The following is a 25,042-nucleotide window of genomic DNA, read 5'->3' on the forward strand; positions in this document are numbered from 1 at the left end:
GGGCAATCCGTTCAACGAGTGAGCGAATAAAGCTTACGCAATAAGCGATAGCAAGTCGGAAATTTGATGCGCAAAATATCACGATACCGTAGAGCGGATGTCCCTGCTGCAGCGTAGATGGTAACTGGTGCGGCCATCTCAAGGCCTAAGGCCCTTTGCACCACCGCGCGTTCATCTGGAGTAAGTTGAGCAAGTAAAAACCCAGAAAGGTCAGCGTTGCCCATGTAGTCTGCAAGATCAAGCTTTTTCCCGTTTAGTGCTTTTTGAACAGCCTCAAGGTAGGCGTGGCCGTACTTCAGATCTGGCTCCAGATGCGCACCTTCCGCCCACTCGTTCCATGCATTAATGAATACATATTGGCCATCTTCGGGATTATATTTACGGGTAAAGTCGACCAGGTATTGCAACCAGAACCGGAATAACTTGGGGCTGGAATAAATCAGCGTGTGAGCGGTATGTTGGCGACGCGCAGTGTTATCCCAAGATGGAACAATACCTCGATACCAACGATAGGATTGCGTTGGTCGTTGCATCCCCTGAGCCATCACTTTGCGGTAATCAACCAGTCCGCCAGTGAACCGGCTGTTGGCAATCGGCGGGATAACATCTGGCCTATTTTCCGGCCCAACAAATTTATGCGGAGGAAACTCCACAGCTGCGTCAAAACCGTACTCTGTTGGATCGTCAATTCCATAAAATTGCACCGCGCAGAGGTGCAAATCGGGGAACCCAGCCTTTTTCGCTTCTTCACGCCAGATTTTGGCAGTTCGCTGCATATCGGGGAAAAGGTCAACACGGTAAACCAGCAACATCGGCTTGCCATCTACCTTGATGTAGCGATGGTCTGCAAAAACCGGTAACAAGTTGCGAATAAATGCCGTGTCGTCCTCATCGGAATGTTGCTGCCCCAGCAATACCTCTTTGTCCAGGCCATCCCACGTCCTTGTCCAGTTTTCATTTGCCCAGCAATAGCAAAACGGAAAATCAATATCACTCGCTAGATACTGATTTAAAGGTAGCTCCAAAATTCGTCGCTGATCAAACCAATAATAGTAAAAACAAAAGCCGTATATGCCATAAGACTCAGCCAGTTGTGCCTGTTTACGCATGTTATCTACAAGGCGCAAATCATAGAAGCCAAGGTCACTTGGTATATGAGGCTGGTAATGCCCATCAAAATTCGGAACCGCTTTAGCTACGTTGGTCCACTCGGTAAAGCCTTCACCCCACCACTCGGAGTTCTCTTTCACGGGGTGAAATTGGGGTAAATAAAACGAAATTGCCTTAATGTCTTTTTCAAACATCGGAATTAACCCTGAAAATGCATCGCATGTAATGGATTGGTGTGTCTAGCACCATCCATCAACTTACGGCTTACGCCGTAGCAAACCAGCCAACATACGTAACGGTGCAGTTATCTTCCAACTACGTGAACCCAAAATTTCAGATACGCGCTGCTGCTGAGTGGCAGCCTTTGCCGACCATTCGTTTAATTCGGCATCGAGAAGCTCAACCCGACTCCGCAATTGTTGTATAAAAGAAGCATCAGCATCGCTTCTTTTCACCATCTCCATCTGCTGCGCCTGTAAAGATGTGACTTGTTCCTGCACCCGAGCGAGTTCGGTGCGCAGCGGTGCCCACATTTCTTCCGGTGCTTTTTCCAGCGCTGACCACGTATTTCCGGTCTGGCTCGGCCCAACCAGATGCACGCCTTTAAGCTCTAAGTGACCAGGAACTACTTGCTCTTTCGTACCCGCGATAAAACGACCACCAAGTACATTCATTTCCGGCGCATATTTCCGGATAACACACATTGAGTTTATAAACTCGACGGAGTGCACCTTAGCTAAAACAGACTCTTCAAACCGGCATCCAAACTCTGCCGCAAATCCGTCAAGAAAACTAACTCTGGATTTTTCAATGCCCCAGAATTCGTGATTAACTATATCCGCTAGCTTTTTGAAAAATGCCTGTGAGGAATAAGGATAATAGAGCCCTCCCTGAAATTCCTGCCAATAGCTGCAATGGAGGTCCTCTACGATAAAGAGCCCACCCTCCTTCAGGCGCTCAAAATAGCGAGCAAAGGATCTGACGATATCTGCAGAAGTATGCGATCCATCATCGATAATGACGTCGAACAGTGGAGCAATCGAAGCAATCTGCAACTCTGCGGCGTCCGAATTCGCATCGCTAAGGATCAAAGAGATGCGAGGGTCGTCATAAGAAAGAACTGAGCAATCTTGATTGATGTCGCATCCAATGAAGTGTCGTGCCTGAGGAAAATATTTACCCCACACCTCTAGCGAGCCACCATTCTGCACTCCAATTTCCAACAAACTAATCTGCTGTTCTCGATAGCCAGAAAGCAATCGATCATATTCAGTTAAATACAGCATCCATTTATCTGATACCTTTCCTGCATGCTGGCGATAGAGTTCAATTAGTGAATTCATGAAATTTAATTCAACACAACTTTTTCAAAGGGAATGCCCACCAAGCCCCACCGAATTTTGCTGGAGGACACATTGAGGACGACGGCATCATGCAACCAATGATGCTGAATGTTGCTGTATTGGTCACCGTCGGCCAGTGAAGTCATCATTACATATTGCCCATTTGGCAACATTGGCAACCGAAACACAAATTCAGCGCAAAACGTCTGCCCCGATTGCATTGCTCGTGGATGTGATGTGGTAAACGGGATGGTGTTTTCGCCAAACAAATCCTGCCCTAATCGGTCTCTTAAAAGAAAGCCGATAATCGGGCTTTCCAACGGTTGATGTGCAATGGCGCGAATAACCAGGCGCACCTTTTCGCCCCCCTCAAATACTATAGATACAGCCTCATCGACCCGACCAAGCTCGACTGATAATATTTCACCAGAGCCCGTTTTCCATCCGTTGGCTTCAGTGAGGTTCTCGTCAACTGAATATTGGCTGTTATAGTCAATGACAGGGGGCTGATCTATTTCGGTTACAAACTGCTGCTCGTCCTGCTCTTTGCCTTCATCTGCCTCTCGGCCTTTAAAGGCTTCAAGACTGGCATCCCCCCCGTAAACCTGTTGAAGAGTGTACTGCAAATACTCTTCCGCAATGAGCTTCGCGTGCCCAATTTGTCTAACCTTACCCTCGTGAAGCCAAATAGCACGCTCGCATAGATTAAGAACCGAAGTCATATCATGACTTACAAATAATAAAGTGCCGTTCTCTCTGAATTGCCGGATAAACCGCATACATTTTTGGGTAAATACCGCGTCACCAACTGCAAGAGCCTCATCTATCACCAGAATATCCGCATCTACGTGAGCGATGACCGCAAAAGCGAGCCGAACGTACATCCCGCTTGAGTAATTTTTCACCGGCTGATCAAGATGATCTCCGATATCAGCGAACGCTGCAATTTTACCAAAGCGCTGATCAATTTGTGATCGGCTAAGGCCATAGAGCGAAGCTGCCATATAGACGTTCTCTCGCCCGCTAAACTCTGGATTAAAGCCTGCCCCCAACTCAAGTAAAGCGGCTACTTTACCGTTAACTGTTATTCCGCCCAATGTGGGATTGAGTGTCCCACAAATCATCTGCAATAGTGTGGACTTGCCCGAACCATTTCGGCCAATAATACCAACCGTCTCGCCTCTCTTTACACTAAAGGAGACTCCACTCAGAGCCCAGAACTCGCGATAAAGCTTTTTTCTGCCACGCGCGAGCATCTGCAGAAGTCGGTCACGCGGTTTTTCGTAGATTTGATAACACTTTCCCAATCCCTCCACTTGAATTGCAATGCTCTGGCTTATAGCGGAGACATCAACACCCTGCTCTTCAAAGGACATCGGAAAAACCTTTTCTTGTTTTTTGAAACCAAGCGAAACCAATACAGCACGTCAACCCACTCATTACTGCGCACAAAGCAAACAACTTCAAATTGACACCGACTCCAAATATCGCAACAGATCTCACCATTTCGACAACTACCGCGATTGGGTTTAGATGAATCAAAACCTGATACTGCGCGGGCAACGAGGCGGCCGAAAAAAATATCGGGGTTAAAAACATCAAAGCGGTTGTCAAAACCCCTACCACTTGCGATACGTCTCTTAGAAAGACCCCTAGAGATGCGATAATCCAACTCAGACCAAGAATAAAAAGCGCAAAAGGTAAAAGTATTACGGGCAAAAGCAATAACGAAGGATGAGGCAACCCTTCAACAACTATATAAAACATTAACCAGACAACAAACCCGACAATAAAATGAAAAAAAGCAGCACCTAAAGCAACCACTGGCAATATTTCCAATGGAAACACTACCCGTTTAACGTAACTGGAATTAGAAACAACCAGTCCAGGCGCTCTATTAAAACATTCGGCAAAAACGTTAAATACTATCATCCCGATAAATAGGATAAGAGCAAATTCACTTTTTGTGCCATTGCCGCCAGCCCAGCGCGCTTTGAATACAACGCTAAAAAAGAAACCGTATACGCACAGCATGATTAGAGGATTAATGAAAGACCAAAGCGTCCCAAACATTGAACCTCGGTAACGACCTACAACTTCCCGTCTAACTAATGCATTAATCAGATTTCTGTTTTGATAGAGGCTGTGTATCAATGCAATCGGTGACGTCGAAAACTGCTGCATTTTTAATAAACCTCAGCTGCCGCGAATAACAGACCCTGCGCGTCTTTATCCGAAATAATCGGCGCCTCTTTCAATGGCCAAACGACCCCCAACTCGGGATCATCCCACGCCAAGCTGCGCTCGTAGTCCTTGAACCAATAATCGGTGGTCTTATAGAGAAACTCTGCATAGTCGCTGGTCACGGCAAATCCGTGGGCAAACCCTTCGGGAACCCACAACTGCCGTTTATTCTCTGCACTCAACGTCACACCTACCCACTGGCCAAAGGTTGCGGATAATTTACGCATATCCACTGCGACATCAAAAACCTCGCCAGCCACAACACGCACTAGCTTTCCCTGTGGATGCTGAATCTGATAATGCAACCCGCGCAAAACACCTTTTGCTGATCGCGAATGATTGTCTTGGACAAACTTCACCTCACGACCAATGGCTTGTTCAAATTTGTCATGGTTAAAACTCTCAAAGAAGAAGCCTCGATCATCCCCAAAGACCTGAGGCTCGATGATTTTTACATCTGGTATCGAGGTATCGATCACTCTCATTAGTAAACCTTATCCTTCAGCATTTTCAGCAGATACTGACCATAGCCATTTTTCTTCAGCGGTTGAGCCAACTCTTCGATTTTCGCAGCATCCACCCACCCTGCCCGATATGCAATTTCTTCTGGGCAACAAACCTTCAGTCCTTGGCGCGATTCGATGGTGTGAATAAACTGGCTGGCCTCGAGCATAGATTCATGCGTTCCCGTATCCAGCCACGCGTAACCCCGCCCCATCGTCTGGACTTCCAGTTCACTGACTGCAAGATATGCAGCGTTGACATCGGTAATTTCAAGCTCACCGCGTGGCGACGGTTGTATCCCCTTGGCAATCTCAACTACCTTGTTGTCGTAGAAATACAAGCCAGTTACGGCATAGTTTGATTTCGGCAGGGCGGGTTTTTCCTCAAGACTAATTGCTCGCCCGGTGGAGTCGAACTCCACGACGCCGTAACGCTCTGGATCATGAACACGATATGCAAAAACGGTTGCACCGCTCGTCTTGGCAGCCGCATCTTCCAACAATCCAGCAAAATCGTGTCCGTAGAAAATGTTGTCGCCAAGAACCAGCGCGCAATCATCGTTACCAATGAATGATTCGCCAATGATAAAGGCCTGAGCCAAACCGTCCGGGCTCGGCTGTACGGCGTATTGCAGGTTAATGCCCCACTGACTGCCATCACCTAACAGTTGCTCAAACCGCGGGGTGTCCTGGGGGGTGGAAATCACCAGGATATCGCGAATACCCGCCAGCATCAGTGTGCTTAGCGGGTAATAGATCATCGGCTTGTCGTAAATCGGCAGGAGCTGCTTGGACACCGCAAGGGTCGCCGGGTACAAGCGTGTACCGGATCCGCCCGCGAGGATGATCCCTTTTCTGGAACGAGTCGTCATTGCAAAATTCTCAAAGCATTAATTGAAGAGTGCGTTGCAGCGTATCGCGCCATTCAGGCAATGCCAGCCCGAACGTGTCACGCAACTTGTCGGTCGATAGCCGGGAATTGGCTGGACGAGGCGCAGGTAACGGGTAGCCGGACGTGGGAATCGGCTCGATATCGCTGGCTTTTAACTTAAGCGCAGCTCCCAGGGCGCGTGCCTGGTCGACAACCTCAACCGCATAATCACGCCAGTTGGTTTCGCCTGCAGCGGCCAAATGGTAGATTCCATAGGGGAAAGCGTCTGTGCTCTTGGCGTGCAGATACTGTCCGATAACCTGAGCAGTCACGTCCGCAATGACAGACGCAGCGGTAGGTGCGCCAAACTGGTCCGCAACGACTTTAAGGCTTTCGCGCTCACCCGCCAGACGGAGCATGGTTTTGGCAAAATTATTGCCGTGCGCACCAAAAACCCAGCTGGTACGAAAAATCAGATGCCGCGCACCTGATGCGGCAATGGCCTGTTCGCCGGCTAGTTTGCTTTGTCCATAAACTGAGCGCGGACCGGTATCATCAGACTCAAGATACGCCCCGGCTTTGTCACCGTCATATACATAATCGGTAGAGAAATGTACCAGCAGTGCGCCTGACTTTACCGCCGCAGCGGCCATCACGGCGGGAGCGGTAGCATTGATCGCAAACGCCATCTCTCTTTCCGTTTCTGCGCGATCCACTGCGGTATAAGCAGCCGGATTTACAATGACGTCCGGCGCATATTTATCCAGCAAAGCAGCAACCGCATGCTCATCGGCAAGATCACACTCATCCCGTCCAACGGCAATGACCTCACCCAGAACGGAAAGGCTGCGCAGCAATTCGAAGCCAACCTGCCCCTGTTTTCCTGTAACCAGAATCCGCGTCATTTCAATTTCCGTATTGCTGGTTGACCCAGTCACGATAGGCACCACTGGTCACATTCTGGACCCATTCCTGGCTATCCAGGTACCACTGCACTGTTTTACGAATGCCACTTTCAAATGTCTCGGCCGGTTTCCAGCCCAGTTCATCCGCCAGCTTGGTTGCATCGATCGCATAACGGCGATCATGACCAGGGCGGTCGGTTACATAGGTAATCTGGCTAAAATAGGACTGACCATCCTCGCGCGGGCGTAACTCGTCCAGGATACTGCAGATGTGCTGAACCACGTCCAGATTGGCTTTCTCGTTCCAGCCACCCACATTGTAGGTTTCACCCAAACGGCCAGCCTGCAATACTCGGCGGATGGCTGAACAATGGTCCTTCACGTACAACCAGTCGCGAATTTGCTGGCCGTCACCATAAATAGGCAGCGGTTTCCCAGCCAAGGCATTAAGGATAACCAGCGGGATCAGCTTTTCCGGAAAGTGGTACGGACCATAATTATTGGAGCAATTGGTCGTCAGTACTGGCACCCCATAGGTGTGATGCCACGCCCGGACCAGGTGATCTGATGCCGCTTTGGATGCCGAGTACGGGCTATTAGGCTCGTAGGCATTCGTTTCACGAAACGGGTGATCGTCAGCGCCGAGCGTGCCGTACACCTCGTCAGTCGAGACGTGCAAGAACCGGAACGCCGCACGTTCCGCATCCGGCAATGCGCTCCAGTAGGCGCGAACCGATTCCAGCAAATTAAAGGTACCAACAACATTGGTCTGGATAAAATCGCCTGGGCCGTGGATTGAGCGATCAACGTGCGACTCCGCCGCAAAATTCACTACCGCGCGCGGGCGATGTTCTTCGAGCAGGCGAGCGACCAGTTCACGGTCGCCAATATCACCATGCACGAAGACATGCCGGGAATCGTCGCCAAGGCACTTGAGCGTATCGGTATTGCCCGCATAAGTGAGCTTGTCGAGATTGATGACGGCTTCGTTGCTTTCAGCCAGCCAGTCGAGAACAAAATTACCGCCGATAAAGCCGGCGCCGCCGGTGACCAGAATCATAATTTCAATGCGTCCATGGTATGGATAGAAACCGACAGAGCGTCATGTGCGCATGCTCTGTCGTAAAACCAGAAATGATCAGATATTTTGACAAAACTCGCCAGCAATACGCTTGTGAATCTGACAATTCAAAACAATCTGTGGTTATTTAGCGATATCAATAACGCGCCATCGCCGGCTCAACCTCACCCGCCCAGCCATCCACCCCGCCGGCCAGGTTGTAAACATGGCCAAAACCCTGACGCTCCAGAAACACACCCACCTGATAACTACGCATGCCGTGATGACAGATCACCACCACCTCTGCGTCTTCATCCAGCTCCTGAAAACGCGACGGGATTTCATTCATCGGCAGGGGCTGGCTGTTTTCCAGGTGGCACATGGCAAATTCCCATGGCTCACGCACGTCGAGCAAAACCGGATTGGTTCGGGTTTCGTCTGCCAGCCAGGCTGCGAGGTCACGCGCGGATAATTGCTGCATTTGTTACTTTCCGGATACATGTAACTACATAAAAAAGGCGTGGCACGCAGCCACGCCCTTGCGTTGCCGAGCAACCCGGCCTTAGAAGTGAAAGGCCGGTGCTGCCGGTGCGTTTTTCATGCGCGGCAGGTTGTACTCAAACAGCTTTTCTTCGCTGAACGCGCCATGGTCAACGCGTTTTACCAGCGTTGCGCTCATGATTGGCAATTCGCCGACGATCGCGATCAGGCGACCGCCTACGGCCAGTTGATCTTTCAGCGTAGCAGGCACAGAGGCAAAAGAGCCAGTGGCGATGATTACATCAAACGGCGCTTGCTCAGTCAGACCATGCACGGCGTCGCCGACGATAACGCGGGTATTGCGCACACCCGCTGCGGCCAGATTGGCTTCAGCTTGCGAAGCCAGGGCGGGTTCGATTTCGATGCCGTACACGTTGGCGGCCAAGCCGGCTGCCAGCGCCATCAGATAGCCGGTGCCAGCACCAGCAATCAGCACCTTGTCGGTGGGCTGCAGCTCTACTTCTTGCAAGAAGCGGGCTTCGACTTTCGGTGCCAGCATGGTTGCGTCATGGCCGATAGGCAGTTCGGAATCCACAAAGGCCAGCGCCCTTTTGTCGGCCGGCACGAAGTCTTCGCGTTTGACCGTCAAAACCCGATCCAGCACCTTCTGATCCAGAACGTCCCAAGGACGGATTTGCTGTTCTACCAGCAAGTAACGGGCATGTTCCCAATCCATATTTTCACCTTGAATTCGGCCGCAAACTGGCGCGCGCACTGTCAAATTAACTTGCGATTATCGCATAAAGTTAGTACCTTGCCACATAGAGTTTCGCTAGGGGTTCCGCTGTATTCGGCGGATGAGAGAGTCCCTTTGCACCTGATCCGGTTCACACCGGCGTAGGGAAGCGAAGCCGCCGTCCCCTCTGGCATGGCGTCTTTTGCGCATCCCCGCGCCCTTTTCATACAAGGAAGACGCCATGAACAATCGTGCAGATTTCACTGCAGCCCAGGCCCATGTGGACGAAGCTGCCATCCAGCCGCTGCCCAATTCCCGCAAAGTGTATGTCCAAGGCAGCCGCCCGGATCTGCGCGTGCCCATGCGCGAGATCAGCCAGAACGATACGCCGACCGCGTTTGGCGGCGAGCAGAATCCGCCGATCACCGTGTATGACTGTTCCGGCTTGTACACCGACCCAACCGCAACGATTGATGTACGCAAAGGCTTGCCCAGTGTGCGCGGCGCGTGGATTGAAGAACGCAATGACACCATCTTGCTGGACCAATTAACCAGCGACTTTGGTCGCCAGCGTGCCGCCGACAAAACGCTGGATGAACTGCGCTTTGAGCTGCATCGCCAGCCGCGCAAGGCCAAAGACGGCGCCAACGTGTCGCAAATGCATTACGCCCGTAAAGGCGTCATCACGCCAGAAATGGAATACGTGGCGATCCGCGAAAACATGCGCCGCGAAGAATATATGCAAAGCCTGCTGGATATCGGTGGCGACAAAGGCAAGCGCATGGCGGACCTGATGCTGCGTCAGCATCCAGGTCAGAGTTTTGGCGCATCCATCCCGGCCAAGATCACCCCCGAGTTTGTACGTGACGAAATCGCCCGTGGCCGCGCGATTATCCCTGCCAACATCAACCACCCTGAAGTCGAGCCAATGATTATTGGCCGCAACTTCCTGGTGAAGATCAACGGCAACATCGGCAACTCGGCAGTGACCTCGTCCATTAATGAAGAAGTGGACAAAATGACCTGGGGCATCCGCTGGGGTGCGGACACCATCATGGATTTGTCGACCGGCAAGAACATTCATGAAACCCGCGAGTGGATTCTGCGCAACAGCCCGGTGCCGATTGGCACGGTGCCAATCTACCAGGCGCTGGAAAAGGTCAATGGCAAAGCCGAAGACCTGACCTGGGAACTGTTCCGCGACACTCTAATCGAGCAAGCCGAACAAGGGGTCGATTACTTCACCATCCATGCAGGCGTGCTGCTGCGCTATGTGCCGCTCACCGCCAACCGCATGACCGGGATTGTGTCGCGCGGCGGCTCGATCATGGCCAAGTGGTGTCTGGCGCATCACAAAGAAAACTTCCTTTACACCCATTTCGCCGACATCTGCGAAATCATGAAAGCGTATGACGTGAGCTTCTCGCTGGGCGATGGCCTGCGCCCAGGTTCGATCTGGGATGCCAACGATGAAGCACAACTGGGCGAATTGCGCACCCTGGGAGAACTGACGCAGATTGCGTGGCAGCACGATGTACAGGTAATGATCGAAGGCCCGGGCCACGTGCCGATGCAGTTGATCAAAGAGAATATGGACCTGGAACTGCAAGACTGTTCTGAGGCCCCGTTCTACACCCTCGGGCCTTTGACCACCGATATCGCCCCCGGTTACGACCACATCACTTCCGCCATCGGCGCGGCACAGATTGGTTGGTATGGCACAGCGATGCTGTGTTACGTCACACCGAAGGAACACCTGGGCTTGCCGAACAAAGATGATGTCAAGGAAGGCATCATCACTTACAAGCTGGCTGCACACGCTGCGGACTTGGCCAAGGGCCATCCAGGCGCGCAGATTCGCGATAACGCTTTGTCCAAAGCCCGTTTCGAATTCCGCTGGGAAGACCAGTTCAACCTGGGTCTGGACCCAGACAAGGCGCGTTCTTTCCACGATGAAACGCTGCCACAAGAAGGCGCCAAGCTGGCGCACTTCTGTTCCATGTGTGGTCCGCATTTCTGCTCAATGAAGATCACCCAGGACGTGCGCGAATATGCAGCGCAGCAAGGCATCAACGAAGCGGAAGCGCTGAACAAGGGTATGCAAGCCAAATCCATCGAGTTCGTGAAACGCGGTGCCGAGGTTTATCACAAGGAATAACCCACGTCCGGGCCCGTCTATCGGGCCACGAGTGAGACACAAAATGAGCGCTGCGGCGCTCATTTTTTTGCCCGCGGGGCCAAGTTGGCCTGAAGTGCCTTTCAACTGCAGGATTACCCCGTTAGTCGCGACATTTTGTAAGTTTTATGCTTTCCATATTGAAATATTCGGACGCCGCAGCGGAGTCAGTCGGGAAGGATCAGCGTTTACTTATAGATAAACAGTGAAGTTAATGCTTGACTCCTTGTATTGCATTGCACAAAAATTACTAACAACAGGGACAAACTTGTCTCCTATAGTAAATAAACTTCAATGCCATTTTGCGCCGTCAATATCCAACAGGAGCAAGCCATGTCTGTTTATCCAGTCGTTCTATGTGGTGGTAGCGGTTCGCGGCTGTGGCCAATGTCGCGCGGCGGGTATCCCAAGCAATATCTCAAGCTGACCGGCAAAAACAGCCTGTTGCAGCAGACTGTAGAGCGTTTAAAGGGCATTGCCGAGGTCAATCCGCCGCTGTTGATATCGCATGAAGAGCAGCGTTTTCTGGTGGCGGAGCAAGTGCGCAAAGTGGATGTCACGCCACAAACCATCGTGCTGGAGCCCGTCGGCAGAAATACGGCGCCTGCCGTCGCCATCGCCGCCTTGCTGGTCACAGAGAAAGACCCGGAAGGATTGCTGCTGGTACTACCGTCGGATCATGTGATCCAGAATGAGACAGTTTTCCACGCCTTGGTCGCGCAAGCGGCAACGGTGGCACAGATGGGCAAGCTGGTCACTTTCGGTATCAAGCCAACCTCGCCACAAACCGGCTATGGCTATATCCGCCGCGGCGCGTCGCTCACTACCGATGGCGCTTATCACGTTGACGCTTTTGTAGAAAAACCGGATCTGGTCACTGCTGAGCAATTCCTGGCCGCTGGCAGTTATTACTGGAACAGCGGTATGTTCATGCTCAAGGCCTCGGTCTATCTGGATGAGCTGCGTCGCCTGCAACCAGAAATGCTGGTCAACGCCCAGCTGTCGCTGGAACGCAGCATGCGCGATGGCGACTTCACCCGGCTGAACAAAGACGCCTTCACCGCCTGCCCGTCTGATTCCATTGATTACGCAGTGATGGAGAAAACCACTGAAGCCGCCGTGATTGAGGCCGCAGATCTGGGCTGGAATGACATTGGCTCGTGGAGCGCGCTGGCTGATATCGGTGACAAGGACGAGCGTGACAACACGCTGGTCGGCGACGTGCTGGTTGATGACGTGAGCGGTTCGTATATCCGCGCCGATCACCGCATGATTGCCGCCATCGGCCTGAAGGATATTGTGATTGTCGAAACTGCCGACGCCATTCTGGTCGCGCACAAAGACAAAGTGCAGGACGTCAAAAAGATTGTGGAGCGGCTCAATGCCTCCAAGCGCTCCGAGTCGATCACGCACCGCAAAGTGGTACGGCCTTGGGGCTCCTACGAAGGTATCGACAATGGCGATCGCTTCCAAGTCAAACGCATTATCGTCACCCCGGGCGCGCAGCTGAGTCTGCAAATGCATCATCATCGCGCGGAGCACTGGATTGTCGTCAAGGGCACCGCGTTGGTGGATAACGGCGATCAGCACATCTTGCTAACGGAAAACCAGTCCACCTATATCCCGCTCGGGGTCACCCATCGCCTGAAAAACCCCGGCAAGATTCCACTGGAATTGATTGAAGTGCAGTCCGGCCCGTATCTGGGCGAGGATGACATCGTGCGCTTTGAAGATACCTACGGCCGGGTTGAAGCGCCTGCGGTGATCAAATGAGTGGCGGTAGCTTGCGTTGTTTCAAGGCCTACGACATCCGTGGTCGGCTGGGCGATGAACTGAACGAAGACATCGCCTACGCCATTGGCCGCGCATATGCCCAGTTTCTGCAGGCCAGACGGGTGGTGATCGGTGGGGATGTGCGTACATCTACCGATGGGCTCAAAGCCGCGCTGGCCAACGGCTTGATGGATGGCGGTGCCGATGTCATCGATATCGGCATGACCGGCACTGAGGAAGTCTACTTTGCCGCGTTTCATCTGGATGTAGATGGCGGCATTGAAGTCACTGCCAGCCACAATCCGATCGACTACAACGGCATGAAGCTGGTCAAGCGCGGTGCCCGTCCCATCAGTGGCGATACCGGTTTGAAAGAAGTGCAGCATCTGGCCGAAACGCGCAACTTCGCCCCTGCACTCCGGCGCGGCACGTTAACCCGTCAAAGCATTCTGGATGCGTACATTGAGCATCTGCTGGGTTATGTCGATCTGGCAACACTCAAGCCGCTCAAACTGGTGGTCAACGCCGGTAATGGCGCTGCGGGCCACGTGGTCGATGCGCTGGAAGCAGCGTTTACCCGGTTGCATGTGCCGATCACGCTCATCAAGGTGCATAACGAACCCGACGGCACCTTTCCCCACGGCATTCCCAATCCACTACTGCCGGAGTGCCGCGCCGATACGGCCAACGCCGTCAAAGCGAACGCCGCCGATATGGGCATTGCCTGGGATGGCGACTTTGACCGCTGTTTTTTGTTTGATGAACGCGGCGAATTCATCGAGGGCTATTACATCGTCGGGCTGCTGGCCGCAGCGTTCCTGGCACGCCAGCCTGGCGCCAAAATCATCCACGACCCGCGCCTGACCTGGAATACCATCGACGTAGTGAAAACCGCTGGCGGCGTACCGGTGCAAAGCAAGACCGGCCACGCTTTTATCAAAGAGCGCATGCGCCAGGAAGACGCCATTTATGGCGGCGAGATGAGCGCACATCACTACTTCCGCGATTTTGCCTACTGCGACAGTGGCATGATTCCGTGGCTGCTGGTGTGCCAGTTGCTGAGCATCACTGGTCAGCCTTTGTCGGCGCTGGTGGCAGATCGCATTGCGCGCTTCCCGTCATCGGGGGAAATCAACCGCAAACTGGCCGATGCACCCGCAGCCATTGCCGAGATTCGTCGCCGATATGAACCCGAAGCACTGGCGGTGGATGAGACCGACGGTATTAGTCTGGAGTTTGCCGAATGGCGCCTGAACCTGCGTTCGTCCAACACCGAGCCCGTGGTACGGCTGAATGTGGAGTCACGCGGTGATCCGGCACTGATGCAGCGCCATACCGATGACATCCTCAAGGTACTGGATGGCTTTGCACTGCAGCCAACCGAGGCAGCAACACACTAACGCTCAGACCTTTGCGGGCACGACATGCGGCATGGGCGCTTTGAAAATGCCCCATGCCGCCAGCAGCAGCAAACCGATCGACACCCAGGCGGCCTCGCGCAGGCCGCTTATGGTTTGTGCGGCATCCCCGTTGGCCAAAGACCCGAACACTGCCACACCAATTGCGCCCGCAGCTTGCCGGGCGGCGTTAAGCACCGCAGACGCCGTGCCGGAACGCTGCTTGGGTACGCTGGCCAACACGGTGGTGGTCATCGCTGGCACCGCCAATCCCATGCCGGTCGGGATCAGCAAGAACGCCACAAACAACAATATGTGTGAGCTTGCTCCGGCCACACTGAGCAGCAACAGAAACCCTGCCGCATCCAGCGACGCGCCCAACAAAATCGGCAAGCGCCGGCCGAAGCGGCCCATCACCCAGCCGCTGATCACATTGGACAAAAAGAACCCGGCGGTGAGCGGCAGAAACGCCAGTCCGGCGTGCAAAGCGGAATATCCCAACACGCGTTGCAGATAAAGCGTGAGCACAAACAACATGCCGTAATAGGTCAGATTCACCGCCATGCCGAATATCACGGCGGCGTTGAATGTCCGATTGCGAAACAGGTCGAGTGGGATGGTCGGCTCAGGCACGCGCTGCTGCACCCGAAGAAACGCGAAACCGAGCAAACACGCCAAGGTAAATCCGCCCCAGATAAAGGGGTGACCAAAACCCAAGGGTCGGGCTTCAATCACGGCGGCGATCAGTGCGGTGAGTGCCAGCGTCACTAGTATCTGGCCAGTCCAGTCGATCCGGTGTGAGTGCGCGTGGCGTTCGGTTTCCGGCAAACGCAGGCCCAGCAACATGCCAGCCAAACAGAGCGGCAAATTGACGAAGAAAATCCAGCGCCAGCCGACGGTATCCATCAGCAGCCCACCAATCACCGGTCCGGCGGCAATCGAGATGCTACCCGCCGCAGTCCACCAGCCAATGGCCCGGCCGCGTTCAGTGGGTGCGTCAAAAAATACGTGATTAAGTAGTGCCAGTGAATTGGGCAGCATCACCGCCGCCCCCAAGCCTTGTAATGCCCGTGCGGCGATCAAACTCAAAGAATCGGGCGCCAGCCCGCACAGCAAAGAAGCCACGCCAAACACGGCAAAGCCCATCACAAAGCCACGGCGACTACCAAAACGATCGCCCAGCGCACCAGCCGATAGCATGAAAATCGCAAAAGCCAGCGTATAGGCATCGACAATCCATTGCAGCGTGGCCACTCGGGCGGAAAACTCGGTCGCGATATGCGGCAGCGCCACGTTAACGATGGTTACATCAAGCTGCCCCACCACAAAGGCCAGACTGGTTGTGCCAACGACAAAAGAAAACCGGGGCGAGGCTGGATTCATGGGTGACTACTGTGGAGTGGAAACAAGAGCTTTAGAACGCCGGAGGCGGCGATTGAACATGAGTGGCGTCAAACGCGGCCACGGTGTGGGCGACATCGCGCAGCTATGACGCAGGCATAAAGGGGAAGTTACCAAGCCGATTTGTCATCGGTCAAGCGCAGATCTGCGGGCAATATCCGGTTTCTCTCCCACAACGATCTGCGCTCTTTGCAGTTGGCTCGTTTGATACAGCCATCAACGAGGTCTGGATCAGTCTTCTACCAAAACGGCTTCCGGGCCGTTTTTCTTGACCGACTCGATGCCGTTTTCTTGCGATGCCTTGCTGTTGTACAGCTCGCTCTTGCCAATGACCTGGTGATTGGCCGCCTTGAGTACAAAGTAGGGATGCCCGTCTTTGCTTTCTTTGCGCTCGTAATTGTCGTCATCGGCGGCGTTTTTGCGCACCGACTCGATCCCGTTGAGAGCCGAAGCCTTGGCATGATATAGCTCGCTGGTCAAAATGATCTGACCGTTAGCGGCATGTAGATTGAACATGTACTGGCCATCTTTGGCCTGTTTCAAATGGAATTTGCCTGACATGGTTGTTCCTTATCTGCTTATGAACCAGGAATCAGCGGTAAGGCCACGGCGCTTGTGCCCGGATCAATTGGCACTCAACGCCAGCGGCTGGGGTGCGGGCAAAAAAACCCTACCAGGTCAGTATTGGAACAAGCTGACGCATTTTTAAAGTTTTTAGCTGCGTCAATAGCAAAAAACCTGCAGCCGCTGATGCAGCATGCAGGTTTTGTGTGGGCGTCGGTGGCAAATCAGGCTTGCAGTTGTTCCATCACCTGGCGCAAACCGTCGATTTCGTCGGCTTCCAGCAACTGGGTAATCAGTGGCTGGATTGCGGCCAGATCAGTCGACAACACCTGTTCTTTCACCTTGAGCAACCGCGCTGGCAACATGGAGAAGCGGCGCAAACCCAGCCCCAGCAGCAAACGTGTCAGCGCGGGGTCACCCGCCATTTCACCGCACATCGAGATGGGTTTGCCGACGCGATTGCAGGTGCTGATGACGTGATGCAACAGGCGGATCACCGCCGGATGCACCGGGTCGTACAAATGCGAAACCGCATCGTCATTGCGGTCAACTGCCAGCGTGTACTGGATCAAGTCGTTGGTACCAATAGAAGCGAAATCCAGGTGGTGCAGGAAATGCTCAACCGTGAACGCTGCCGCCGGCACTTCGATCATGCCACCCAGCTCAATTTGTTCATCAAACGGAATGTTCTCGGCGCGCAACTGGGCTTTGACTTCTTCCAGATGGCGGCGGGTTTGTTTGACCTCGCCCACATGCGACAGCATCGGCACCAACAGTTTGATCTTGCCGTGTGCCGAAGCGCGCAACAGTGCGCGTAACTGGGTGCGGAACAGCTGTGCTTCGGCCAGGCACAAACGAATGCCAGTCAAACCCATGGCCGGGTTGGGCGCGTCAGACTCTTCCTGCCACTTGGGAATCTTGTCTTTGCCCAGATCGATGGTGCGGATGATCACCGGCTGCCCGGCCATTTGCTCGGCCACAGAACGGTAGGCCTGGTATTGCTCTTCTTCAGTCGGCAGATCGTCTTCACTCAGGAAGAGGAATTCCGAGCGGAACAGGCCGATACCGGTGGCGTGGTTTTCCAGCACCTGGTCGGTGTCTTCCGGCAATTCGATATTGCCGAACAGTTCGATCTCAATGCCGTCTTGCGTCACCGGCAGACTGGTCCGGATGTCCTGCAGTTTGGCCTGGCGGACAGTCCATTCATCTTGGCGAGCGCGGTATTCGGTCAGCGTGCGTTCGTCCGGATTGACGATCACCACGCCATTCACGCCGTCAACGATCAGTAGTTCGTCTTCATGAATCAGCGAACGAGCATGGCGCAACGCCAGCACAGAAGGCAAATCCAGGCTGCGCGCCAGAATGGCGGTATGCGAAGTCGGGCCGCCGACATCGGTAATGAAGGCGGTGTATTCGCTGTCTTTGAACAGCACCATATCGGCGGGCGAAAGATCATGCGCCACCAGAATGGAATCACGATCAGTCGGTGCCGGGGTATGCATGGCCATGTCGTGGCCAGCCAGCGTTTTGAAGATACGCTCGGTCACCTGAATGACGTCGGTACGCCGTTCTCTCAGATACTCTTCTTCGATCTCGTCAAACTGCGCCAGCAGGGCATCAAGCTGCAGCTTGAGCGCCCATTCGGCGTTGCACTTGCGCTTTTCAATAATCTCGCGCGGCTCAACCGACAGCGTGTGATCGTTGAGCAGCATGATGTGCAAGCTCAGAAACGCGCCCAGTTCAGTGGGCGCGTTATCCGGAATGCTGCCCCAGAGCATTTCCAGCTCCTGGCGGGCAGTCTTCACCGCCGAGTCGTAACGCGTTACCTCGCCGGCAATATCTTCCGGGCGCACCGTGTAATGCGCGATCTCGATATCGGTATGCGATATGAGGTGAGCATGGCCAATGGCAACCCCGCCGCCAATGCCGATCCCGTGCAAGGTAAGGCTCATTACGACTCCAGTACCGAGAAATGAACCACCGTCACAGCCTGTTGCTGCACGGTGGATGGGGTTTATTCGCCTTCGCCGAAATAATCGGCGATCAGAGCTTCCAGCGCATCCAGCGCGTTCTGGTCGTCCGGGCCGGTGGTTTCGATGGTCACCGTGCTGCCTTTGCCCGCCGCCAGCATCATGACGCCCATGATCGATTTGGCGTTGACCCGCTTCTGATTACGGCTGATCCAGACTTCACTTTGAAACTGGCTGGCCAGTTGGGTCAGCTTGCTGGACGCACGGGCATGCAGCCCAAGTTTGTTCACGATTAAGAGTTCTTTTACCGGCATGACACATCAACCCCTGATCAACCCTGTGCCGCATTGGGCAACATATACAAAACGCCTTCCAGTCCACCGGTGATCGCCTTGCTCACGACGATTTCCAGCGGCTGATGGCAATAAGTCAACGCGCGCACCAGCATGGGGAGGTTGACCCCCGCCACCGCCTCCACGCGACCAGGCTGGATCAGCCGGTTGGCCACGTTGGATGGTGTGCCGCCGTAAATATCGGTCAGCAACAATATTCCCGAGCCATCATCGAGCATCTCGATCAGGTCATGCGCTTTGAGTACCACGTCGTCCGGGTCTTCGGTTTTGCTCACCGAAAGCTGGCCGATATTGGTCAATGGCCGACTCATGATGTGCTCGGCACACGAGATCAGCGCTTCGCCAAGCGATACGTGCGTGACGATGATGATACCTACCATTCAGGACCTTCCTTGTGCATGACCACCGCAGATTCAGGCACTCCCCCCATAAGCGAGCTGGCCGAATCCGTCTTGTTCGAGCGCGGCAGACACACAAGGCCCTGCCGCAACCTTGTGATCATACCTGACGTCCGTTTCCTGAATTTATAACCGAATTCCCTTATGCATTGCAGCAATCAAATAAGCGACAACTCAGGCGGTATCAACGCAGCCGGTAAATGTGCGGCGGTGCCTGCAACCACTGCACACGGCTTTGCATCGATGGCGTGAGATAAACGCTGCCGTCATTGCCCACGATCAGCACATCTTTCACGCCAAAGCGGCTGGCGTAGTGCACGGCGGTGTCTTTACCACCAATAAAGACTGGCTTGGTAATAGCATCCGAAATGGCGCCAGCTTCTTGCGAGCTGGGTGCGATCAGCGTGGCCGATTGCATGGTTTGCGCGGGCCAGCCGGTGCGCGGGTCAATCAAATGGCAGTAGCGTTTGCCATCAACCTCAAAATAACGTTCGTAATCGCCCGAAGTGCCGATCGACTCGCCATCGCCCAAGGTGATCACCGCCATCGCGCCCGGTTTGCGCGGATGCTGCAAGCCAACCTTCCACGGCGTATCGCCCTTCTTGCCCAACGCCAGCACGTTACCGCCAATATTGATCAGCGCGTTATACATGTGATGTTTACGCAGGTAGGCGGCGGCACGATCCAGCGCAAACCCTTTGAAGCCACCCAAGTCGATATTCACATCCGGATTGGTGCTGGAGACGTTTGGGCCGTCAAATTGCAGATCGTCCAGCGTCGGTTTCATCGCCACCAGTTGGCGAATCTTGTCCAGATCAGGCAGCACGGGCGCGAAGGTATCGTTATGAAAGCCCCACGCTGCTACCAAGTCGCCAATGGCCGGATTAAACAACTGGTCCGAGCGCTCGGCGTAGCCTTTGGCCTGCTGCAAAATGGCGACCATTTCCGGATCGGCCTGCGTCGCTTCGCCCTTGGCAAATGCGTTATTCAAACGGGTAATGTCAGACGGGTGCCAAGCGTGCAGTTTGGCATGCAGCCGATCCAGATCAGCCAGAATGGTGGCCGTAGCCGCTTTTGCTTTGTCTTCGTCGACGCCGTAAATGGTGATCTGCACGGCGGTGCCAAAGACATAACCGTCTTGCTGAAACAACGGCGGTTTGCTGCAACTGGTTAAACCGGCCAGCAACACCAGCATGCCCAGCCAGCGCAGAGCGCTAAACAAAGTCCGCACAGACATCAACCCAGCTTGCGTTCGAGCGCGCTGATAAACAGCGCCGCGACATCAATACCGGATTGATCGGTGATTTCCTGGAAGCACGTCGGGCTGGTCACGTTGATCTCCGTGACATTCTCGCCAATTACGTCCAGCCCCACCAGGAACAAGCCTTTGGCCGCCAGTTGTGGGCCAAGCGTTTCGGCAATTTCGCGGTCTTTGGCAGTGAGTGGTCGCGCCACCCCTGTGCCGCCCGCCGCCAGATTGCCGCGGGTTTCGCCCGCTTTGGGAATGCGCGCCAGGCACCAGTCCACCGGTTTGCCATCAATGATCAGTACGCGCTTGTCACCGTCTTTGATGGCGGGCAGATAGCGCTGAGCCATGATGGTGCTGGTTTCGTTGATGGTTAGCATTTCAATAATCGAACCCACATTTGGGTCGTTGGCGGTAATGCGGAAAATGCCCGCGCCGCCCATGCCATCCAGCGGCTTGAGAATCACGTCACGATGTTCAGCCAGAAACTCCCGGATATCGGCACCGCGTTGCGTCACCAGAGTGGGCGCGGTGAATTGCGGATGCTTGAGGATCGCCAGCTTTTCGTTGTAGTCACGCAGCGTCTGACCGGGGTTGAACACGCGTGCGCCTTGCGCCTCGGCCAGCGTCAGCAGATGCGTGGCATACAGATATTGCGCATCGAAAGGCGGATCTTTGCGCATCAACACCGCGCCAAAGTCTTTCAGTGCTTCGTGTTGCGGGGCTTCCAGCTCAAACCAGTGCTTGTATTCCTGGGTAGCGGTAAAGCGCAGCCGCTGCGCGTGGGCTTGCACCACGCCTTCTTTCACCCGGATATCGTCGGCCAGCGTGATCCACAATTCCCAACCGCGTTTGTTGGCCTCGCGCAGCATGGCATAGGTGGAATCTTTGTGGATTTTGAACCCGGCTACAGGGTCGGCAATGACGAGCAGGCGCATGAGGGAATCCCGTTAATTCTGGATGACTGAGCCAGGGCGATGACGGGAACAGCAGCTAATTTGCCGCTCCCGTAGCCTCAGCTTTTGCAGCAGTGAAGTGGTGGATTGGCTACGCCAACATCCACCCTCCACCATGAGATCAAGCCGCAAACGACAACTGTGGCTCGGGTGCAGTCGCTTCGATTTCATGCGATGCAGCCAGCAGCGCCAGCCGCGCCACCACGCCATAAGAATAGAAGCGGTTCGGTGCGCTATCCGGTGCACCATCGCAATCTGGCGTGGTACACGGCGAAGCGAACGCCAGCGGCTCGAAATGCATGCCTGGCGCGTTGAGGTTCTCTTCCGGGCCACGGCCGGTATGCACGCGATAGAAGCCGCCGACCACAAAGCGGTCAACCATGTACACCACAGGTTCAGCCACAGCGTCATTGATACTTTCAAAGGTCGGCACGCCTTCTTGCACGATCACGTCGTGCACTTCCAGCCCTTCCTTCACCACCGACATCTTGTTGCGTTGTTTACGGTTCAGGCCGATCACTTCGTCCGCCGACTTCACGCTCATGATGCCCATGCCATAAGTACCGGCATTGGCTTTGACGATCACAAACGGGTCGTGATCAATGCCGTGTTCGGCATATTTGACGCGGATCTTGGCCAGCGTGCTGTTCACGGCATCGGCCAGTTGTTCTTCACCGGCGCGATTGTGGAAATCCAGACCATCGACGTGTGCAAAGTACGGGTTGATGGTCCACGGATCAATCCCGATCAGTTTGGCGAAGTCGTCCGCCACATGGTCGTACGCGCCAAAGTGATTGGTCTTGCGGCGCACCGACCAACCGGCATGCGGTGGCGGCACAATGATTTGTTCGACATCATCCAGCAGCGGCGGAATACCCGCAGACAGATCGTTATTCAGTAGCACCGCACATGGATCAAACCCGGCTACGCCAATCCGGCGGCCATTTCGCACCAGCGGCTCCAGCGTGAGCTTCTGGCCATCCACCAGATCAAACGTGGTTGGCTCGGTGATTTCAGGGTTGAACGTGCCCAGACGCACCACGAGGCCCGCCATGCGCATGATGCGCACCAGCGCGGCCACGTTTTGCAGGTAGAAAGTATTGCGGGTGTGGTTTTCCGGAATCAACAACACGCGCCGCGCATCGGGACACATGTTTTCCAGCGCGCTCATCACCGCCTGCACACCCAGCGGATGAAATGCCGGATTGAGGTTGTTGAAACCACCCGGGAACAGGTTCATGTCGACCGGAGCGAGCTTGTACCCGGCGTTGCGCAAGTCCACCGAGCCATAAAACGGCGGCGTCGATTCTTGCCATTGATTGCGAAACCAGTGCTCGATTTCAGGCTGGGCGGAAAGAATACGGCGCTCCAGATCCAGCAATGGGCCAGAAAGCGCGGTGGTGAGATGCGGAACGGTCATGGGGAACACTCATCAAAAACAGCGTCAGCCAGAAATGCGGGCGGCATCCTGATAATACAACCCGCATGCATATGTTTCATCCCTAACTCGGCGCTGCAGGGTGTGAATTTATCCCGACAAATCGGGACAACCACGCCGCGCACTGCCGAAAACATTCACGAGCCACGCCCGCAACACAGGCAATCCGCGTGGCAGTTTGCGGCTACAGCCAGCCTTTGCGCTTGAAAAACCAGTACGGCGCAATGCCAGACAGCACCATTAACACGAGCGCAAACGGATAACCAAAGTGCCACTGTAATTCCGGCATCGCGCCAAAGTTCATGCCGTAAATACTGGCGATTACCGTTGGCGGCAGAAACACCACCGCGGCAATCGAGAAAATCTTGATGATCTTGTTCTGCTGCAAATTGATCAAGCCCATCAACGCGTCCATCAAGAAGTTGATCTTGTCGAACAGAAAGCCGGTGTGATTGTTCAGTGACTCCAGATCCCGCAGCACTTCGCGAAGGTCATCTTCCTGCGTTTGCTTGAGGACGCGACAACGCAGCAAAAACGACAGCGAACGCCGCGTGTCCATTAAATCCAGCCGCACTTTGCCGTTCAAGTCTTCCTGCGTGGCGATGTCGGCCACCGTATCGGCCATGACAGTGTCGGTCATGACGTTATGGCGGTTCAGTACCCGCCGACTAACCTTGTCCAGATCGGCATAAACGCCTTCCAGCATATCCGCCGCGTACTCAACCGCGACGTCGTAAATGGCCAGCAGTACGTCTTCCGCTGAATGCACATAGTCCGCCTGCATGCGCGCCCGCATCCGGAACAGGCGAAAGGCGGCGAGTTCTTCATTGCGGATGCTCAGCAAGCGCCCGTCGTTGAGCAGGAATGACACCGTGACCACGTCTGCGCCATCATTAAACTGGTGCAGGAAAAACGAGTTCAGATGAATACCGGCCTCGTCAACAAAGCAACGGGCAGAATCCTCGATATCTTCTACTTCGTCGTCATTGAGCTTGCGCCGGAACACCTGCTGCAATAGCGCGCGTTCGTGCTCGTTGGGCTCCACAGAATCAATCCAGACCACGCCCTCACGCGTGAGATCGTCCGCCGATTCCACGGCCACCGGCCGTAGTCGTCCTTCCACAAAACCATATGCGGTTAGCATTTGTGTCGCCCTGCGTGAGATACCGCGCGGATTATAGGAGATGTCACCGGCCCACGCTTGCGCTGTGTATCTGCTTCAGACATCGCCAGCAGGCGCGAATTCGGAGGCCCAGGCAAAATGTTTTACACTGCGCCCATGCTTACCTATCAGAATCTTGCCAGCCAAAGCGGGCTGGACCGGGCCGATATCCACGCGCTGTTTGGTCATCTGGGCGGCTTCGGGCGCGCCTGGTTGATTGCGCACGGCGACGATCCCGCGCCTGACGAATTCGTCGCCCGCTTTAACGCGCTGGCCGAACGGCGCCGTAATGGCGAGCCGATTGCGTATCTCACCGGCGAAAAAGAGTTCTTCAGTTTGCCATTCCGCGTTGCACCGGGCGTATTGATTCCGCGTCCGGAAACCGAACTACTGGTGGAACTGGCTTTAGAGCGCCTGCCAGCCGGCGCGCCGCGCATTCTGGATATGGGCACCGGCAGCGGCATTATTGCCATCACCCTGGCACATGAATGCCCGATTGCTAGCGTCACCGCTCTGGATGCCTCGCCTGCGGCGCTGGCCATTGCCAAGGTCAACGCCGAACGCCATGCCCCGCAGGTCACTTTGTTGTTGAGCGACTGGTACCAAGCCTTGGGTGACGCCCAATTTGATCTGATTGTCTCCAACCCGCCGTATATCGAAAAACACGATCCGCATCTGGCCCAAGGCGATCTGCGCTTTGAGCCACGCTCGGCCTTGACTGATGAAGCCGATGGCCTGGCGCACATTCGCACCATTGTGGCGGGGGCGCCGTCCCATTTGCACGGTGGTGGCTGGCTGCTGTTTGAGCATGGCTACGACCAGGGCCAAGCATCCAGATCCATCCTCGACGCCGCTGGTTTTTCCGCAGTGCAGACTTGGCAAGATCTGGCTGGCCTGGATCGCGTCAGTGGTGGGCTTGCCCCGGCGAGTCGCGCTGGTTAAAATACCCGAGTAAA

General features: G+C 54.6%; 23 protein-coding genes and 1 riboswitch. Of the genes, 4 read left to right on the plus strand and 19 right to left on the minus strand.

The genetic code is table 11. The annotated features are described in order from the left end of the window. Positions 1-11 precede the first annotated feature (11 nt). The 10 genes from P4L78_RS18500 to P4L78_RS18545 all read right to left on the minus strand — a co-directional run bounded on the left by P4L78_RS18500 (position 12) and on the right by P4L78_RS18545 (position 9,252). Complete coding sequence (locus P4L78_RS18500; protein ID WP_309329752.1) at positions 12-1,304, minus strand: glycoside hydrolase family 99-like domain-containing protein; 1,293 nt, start codon at positions 1,302-1,304, stop codon at positions 12-14. Between the two features lie 63 nt (positions 1,305-1,367). After that, complete coding sequence (locus tag P4L78_RS18505) at positions 1,368-2,453, minus strand: class I SAM-dependent methyltransferase (protein ID WP_309329754.1); 1,086 nt, start codon at positions 2,451-2,453, stop codon at positions 1,368-1,370. Positions 2,454-2,458: 5 nt separating this feature from the next. Continuing rightward, positions 2,459-3,829: an ABC transporter ATP-binding protein gene (locus P4L78_RS18510; protein WP_309329756.1), complete on the minus strand. Its 1,371-nt coding sequence runs from the start codon at positions 3,827-3,829 to the stop codon at positions 2,459-2,461. Continuing rightward, on the minus strand, positions 3,819-4,637 hold the full coding sequence (locus tag P4L78_RS18515) for an ABC transporter permease (RefSeq protein ID WP_309329758.1): 819 nt from the start codon (positions 4,635-4,637) through the stop codon (positions 3,819-3,821). The genes P4L78_RS18510 and P4L78_RS18515 overlap by 11 nt, the downstream gene beginning before the upstream one ends. Before the next feature lie 2 nt (positions 4,638-4,639). Then, complete coding sequence (rfbC, locus tag P4L78_RS18520; protein WP_309329760.1) at positions 4,640-5,182, minus strand: dTDP-4-dehydrorhamnose 3,5-epimerase; 543 nt, start codon at positions 5,180-5,182, stop codon at positions 4,640-4,642. After that, the gene (gene rfbA / locus P4L78_RS18525) at positions 5,182-6,072 is read right to left on the minus strand and encodes a glucose-1-phosphate thymidylyltransferase RfbA (RefSeq protein ID WP_309329762.1); all 891 of its coding nucleotides are present in this window, start codon (positions 6,070-6,072) and stop codon (positions 5,182-5,184) included. The genes rfbC and rfbA overlap by 1 nt, the downstream gene beginning before the upstream one ends. Positions 6,073-6,082: 10 nt before the next feature. Beyond that, entirely contained in the window at positions 6,083-6,976 is an 894-nt protein-coding gene (rfbD, locus tag P4L78_RS18530; RefSeq protein WP_309329764.1) for a dTDP-4-dehydrorhamnose reductase, read from the minus strand. A 1-nt stretch (position 6,977) separates the two neighbouring features. Continuing rightward, positions 6,978-8,036, minus strand: coding sequence for a dTDP-glucose 4,6-dehydratase (gene rfbB / locus P4L78_RS18535; protein ID WP_309329767.1), 1,059 nt, complete (start codon positions 8,034-8,036; stop codon positions 6,978-6,980). 157 nt (positions 8,037-8,193) lie between these two features. Then, positions 8,194-8,517, minus strand: a complete 324-nt coding sequence (locus tag P4L78_RS18540; RefSeq protein ID WP_309329769.1) for a rhodanese-like domain-containing protein — start codon at positions 8,515-8,517, stop codon at positions 8,194-8,196. Positions 8,518-8,598: 81 nt separating this feature from the next. Then, complete coding sequence (locus P4L78_RS18545; protein WP_309329771.1) at positions 8,599-9,252, minus strand: protein-L-isoaspartate O-methyltransferase; 654 nt, start codon at positions 9,250-9,252, stop codon at positions 8,599-8,601. Between the two features lie 88 nt (positions 9,253-9,340). Continuing rightward, a riboswitch (TPP riboswitch) is annotated at positions 9,341-9,437 on the plus strand. A gap of 56 nt (positions 9,438-9,493) precedes the next feature. Between P4L78_RS18545 and thiC the strand changes: the two genes are divergently transcribed. From thiC to P4L78_RS18560, 3 genes are all read left to right on the plus strand, one after another. Continuing rightward, positions 9,494-11,410 (plus strand): phosphomethylpyrimidine synthase ThiC, encoded by a 1,917-nt coding sequence (gene thiC / locus P4L78_RS18550; RefSeq protein ID WP_309329773.1) that lies wholly within the window; start codon positions 9,494-9,496, stop codon positions 11,408-11,410. A gap of 351 nt (positions 11,411-11,761) precedes the next feature. Beyond that, positions 11,762-13,201 (plus strand): mannose-1-phosphate guanylyltransferase/mannose-6-phosphate isomerase, encoded by a 1,440-nt coding sequence (locus P4L78_RS18555; protein WP_309329775.1) that lies wholly within the window; start codon positions 11,762-11,764, stop codon positions 13,199-13,201. Further along, positions 13,198-14,601: a phosphomannomutase CpsG gene (locus P4L78_RS18560; RefSeq protein ID WP_309329777.1), complete on the plus strand. Its 1,404-nt coding sequence runs from the start codon at positions 13,198-13,200 to the stop codon at positions 14,599-14,601. Before P4L78_RS18555 ends, P4L78_RS18560 begins: the two co-directional genes overlap by 4 nt. A 3-nt stretch (positions 14,602-14,604) precedes the next feature. Here the strand turns inward: P4L78_RS18560 and P4L78_RS18565 are convergent, their stop codons facing one another. From P4L78_RS18565 to corA, 9 genes are all read right to left on the minus strand, one after another. Beyond that, positions 14,605-15,981: an MFS transporter gene (locus tag P4L78_RS18565; RefSeq protein ID WP_309329779.1), complete on the minus strand. Its 1,377-nt coding sequence runs from the start codon at positions 15,979-15,981 to the stop codon at positions 14,605-14,607. Positions 15,982-16,230: 249 nt separating this feature from the next. Beyond that, positions 16,231-16,560, minus strand: coding sequence for a YegP family protein (locus P4L78_RS18570; protein WP_283151047.1), 330 nt, complete (start codon positions 16,558-16,560; stop codon positions 16,231-16,233). A gap of 227 nt (positions 16,561-16,787) precedes the next feature. Further along, positions 16,788-18,515, minus strand: a complete 1,728-nt coding sequence (ptsP, locus tag P4L78_RS18575) for a phosphoenolpyruvate--protein phosphotransferase (RefSeq protein ID WP_309329782.1) — start codon at positions 18,513-18,515, stop codon at positions 16,788-16,790. 62 nt (positions 18,516-18,577) lie between these two features. Then, the gene (locus tag P4L78_RS18580; RefSeq protein ID WP_283151049.1) at positions 18,578-18,847 is read right to left on the minus strand and encodes an HPr family phosphocarrier protein; all 270 of its coding nucleotides are present in this window, start codon (positions 18,845-18,847) and stop codon (positions 18,578-18,580) included. A 17-nt stretch (positions 18,848-18,864) separates the two neighbouring features. Continuing rightward, the gene (locus tag P4L78_RS18585) at positions 18,865-19,266 is read right to left on the minus strand and encodes a PTS sugar transporter subunit IIA (protein WP_283151050.1); all 402 of its coding nucleotides are present in this window, start codon (positions 19,264-19,266) and stop codon (positions 18,865-18,867) included. Between the two features lie 202 nt (positions 19,267-19,468). After that, on the minus strand, positions 19,469-20,521 hold the full coding sequence (locus tag P4L78_RS18590) for an FAD:protein FMN transferase (RefSeq protein WP_309329785.1): 1,053 nt from the start codon (positions 20,519-20,521) through the stop codon (positions 19,469-19,471). Continuing rightward, positions 20,521-21,468: a glutathione synthase gene (gshB, locus tag P4L78_RS18595; RefSeq protein WP_309329787.1), complete on the minus strand. Its 948-nt coding sequence runs from the start codon at positions 21,466-21,468 to the stop codon at positions 20,521-20,523. Before gshB ends, P4L78_RS18590 begins: the two co-directional genes overlap by 1 nt. Positions 21,469-21,607: 139 nt before the next feature. Continuing rightward, a complete protein-coding gene (gene gshA, locus P4L78_RS18600) occupies positions 21,608-22,906 on the minus strand; it encodes a glutamate--cysteine ligase (RefSeq protein ID WP_283151053.1) in 1,299 nt (432 codons plus the stop codon). 202 nt (positions 22,907-23,108) lie between these two features. Next, complete coding sequence (corA, locus tag P4L78_RS18605) at positions 23,109-24,068, minus strand: magnesium/cobalt transporter CorA (protein ID WP_309329789.1); 960 nt, start codon at positions 24,066-24,068, stop codon at positions 23,109-23,111. Positions 24,069-24,185: 117 nt separating this feature from the next. On the opposite strand from corA, the gene prmC reads away from it, so the two are divergent. After that, a complete protein-coding gene (prmC, locus tag P4L78_RS18610; RefSeq protein WP_309329791.1) occupies positions 24,186-25,028 on the plus strand; it encodes a peptide chain release factor N(5)-glutamine methyltransferase in 843 nt (280 codons plus the stop codon). The last annotated feature ends 14 nt before the right edge of the window (positions 25,029-25,042 follow it).

It is taken from the genome of Silvimonas sp. (assembly GCF_031291215.1).
GTDB lineage: Bacteria > Pseudomonadota > Gammaproteobacteria > Burkholderiales > Chitinibacteraceae > Silvimonas > Silvimonas soli.

Excerpts from the sequence above, each read along its gene's own strand:
- P4L78_RS18545 (WP_309329771.1), bottom strand. The coding sequence starts at position 9,252 with ATGGATTGGGAACATGCCCGTTACTTGCTGGTAGAACAGCAAATCCGT.
- P4L78_RS18590 (WP_309329785.1), bottom strand. The coding sequence starts at position 20,521 with ATGTCTGTGCGGACTTTGTTTAGCGCTCTGCGCTGGCTGGGCATGCTG.
- ptsP (WP_309329782.1), bottom strand. The coding sequence starts at position 18,515 with ATGAGCCTTACCTTGCACGGGATCGGCATTGGCGGCGGGGTTGCCATT.
- P4L78_RS18580 (WP_283151049.1), bottom strand. The coding sequence starts at position 18,847 with ATGCCGGTAAAAGAACTCTTAATCGTGAACAAACTTGGGCTGCATGCC.
- rfbC (WP_309329760.1), bottom strand. The coding sequence starts at position 5,182 with ATGAGAGTGATCGATACCTCGATACCAGATGTAAAAATCATCGAGCCT.
- P4L78_RS18560 (WP_309329777.1), top strand. The coding sequence starts at position 13,198 with ATGAGTGGCGGTAGCTTGCGTTGTTTCAAGGCCTACGACATCCGTGGT.
- rfbA (WP_309329762.1), bottom strand. The coding sequence starts at position 6,072 with ATGACGACTCGTTCCAGAAAAGGGATCATCCTCGCGGGCGGATCCGGT.
- P4L78_RS18570 (WP_283151047.1), bottom strand. The coding sequence starts at position 16,560 with ATGTCAGGCAAATTCCATTTGAAACAGGCCAAAGATGGCCAGTACATG.
- P4L78_RS18555 (WP_309329775.1), top strand. The coding sequence starts at position 11,762 with ATGTCTGTTTATCCAGTCGTTCTATGTGGTGGTAGCGGTTCGCGGCTG.
- corA (WP_309329789.1), bottom strand. The coding sequence starts at position 24,068 with ATGCTAACCGCATATGGTTTTGTGGAAGGACGACTACGGCCGGTGGCC.
- P4L78_RS18585 (WP_283151050.1), bottom strand. The coding sequence starts at position 19,266 with ATGGTAGGTATCATCATCGTCACGCACGTATCGCTTGGCGAAGCGCTG.
- prmC (WP_309329791.1), top strand. The coding sequence starts at position 24,186 with ATGTTTTACACTGCGCCCATGCTTACCTATCAGAATCTTGCCAGCCAA.
- P4L78_RS18565 (WP_309329779.1), bottom strand. The coding sequence starts at position 15,981 with ATGAATCCAGCCTCGCCCCGGTTTTCTTTTGTCGTTGGCACAACCAGT.
- P4L78_RS18515 (WP_309329758.1), bottom strand. The coding sequence starts at position 4,637 with ATGCAGCAGTTTTCGACGTCACCGATTGCATTGATACACAGCCTCTAT.
- P4L78_RS18500 (WP_309329752.1), bottom strand. The coding sequence starts at position 1,304 with ATGTTTGAAAAAGACATTAAGGCAATTTCGTTTTATTTACCCCAATTT.
- rfbB (WP_309329767.1), bottom strand. The coding sequence starts at position 8,036 with ATGATTCTGGTCACCGGCGGCGCCGGCTTTATCGGCGGTAATTTTGTT.
- P4L78_RS18510 (WP_309329756.1), bottom strand. The coding sequence starts at position 3,829 with ATGTCCTTTGAAGAGCAGGGTGTTGATGTCTCCGCTATAAGCCAGAGC.
- gshB (WP_309329787.1), bottom strand. The coding sequence starts at position 21,468 with ATGCGCCTGCTCGTCATTGCCGACCCTGTAGCCGGGTTCAAAATCCAC.
- P4L78_RS18540 (WP_309329769.1), bottom strand. The coding sequence starts at position 8,517 with ATGCAGCAATTATCCGCGCGTGACCTCGCAGCCTGGCTGGCAGACGAA.
- thiC (WP_309329773.1), top strand. The coding sequence starts at position 9,494 with ATGAACAATCGTGCAGATTTCACTGCAGCCCAGGCCCATGTGGACGAA.
- gshA (WP_283151053.1), bottom strand. The coding sequence starts at position 22,906 with ATGACCGTTCCGCATCTCACCACCGCGCTTTCTGGCCCATTGCTGGAT.
- rfbD (WP_309329764.1), bottom strand. The coding sequence starts at position 6,976 with ATGACGCGGATTCTGGTTACAGGAAAACAGGGGCAGGTTGGCTTCGAA.
- P4L78_RS18505 (WP_309329754.1), bottom strand. The coding sequence starts at position 2,453 with ATGAATTCACTAATTGAACTCTATCGCCAGCATGCAGGAAAGGTATCA.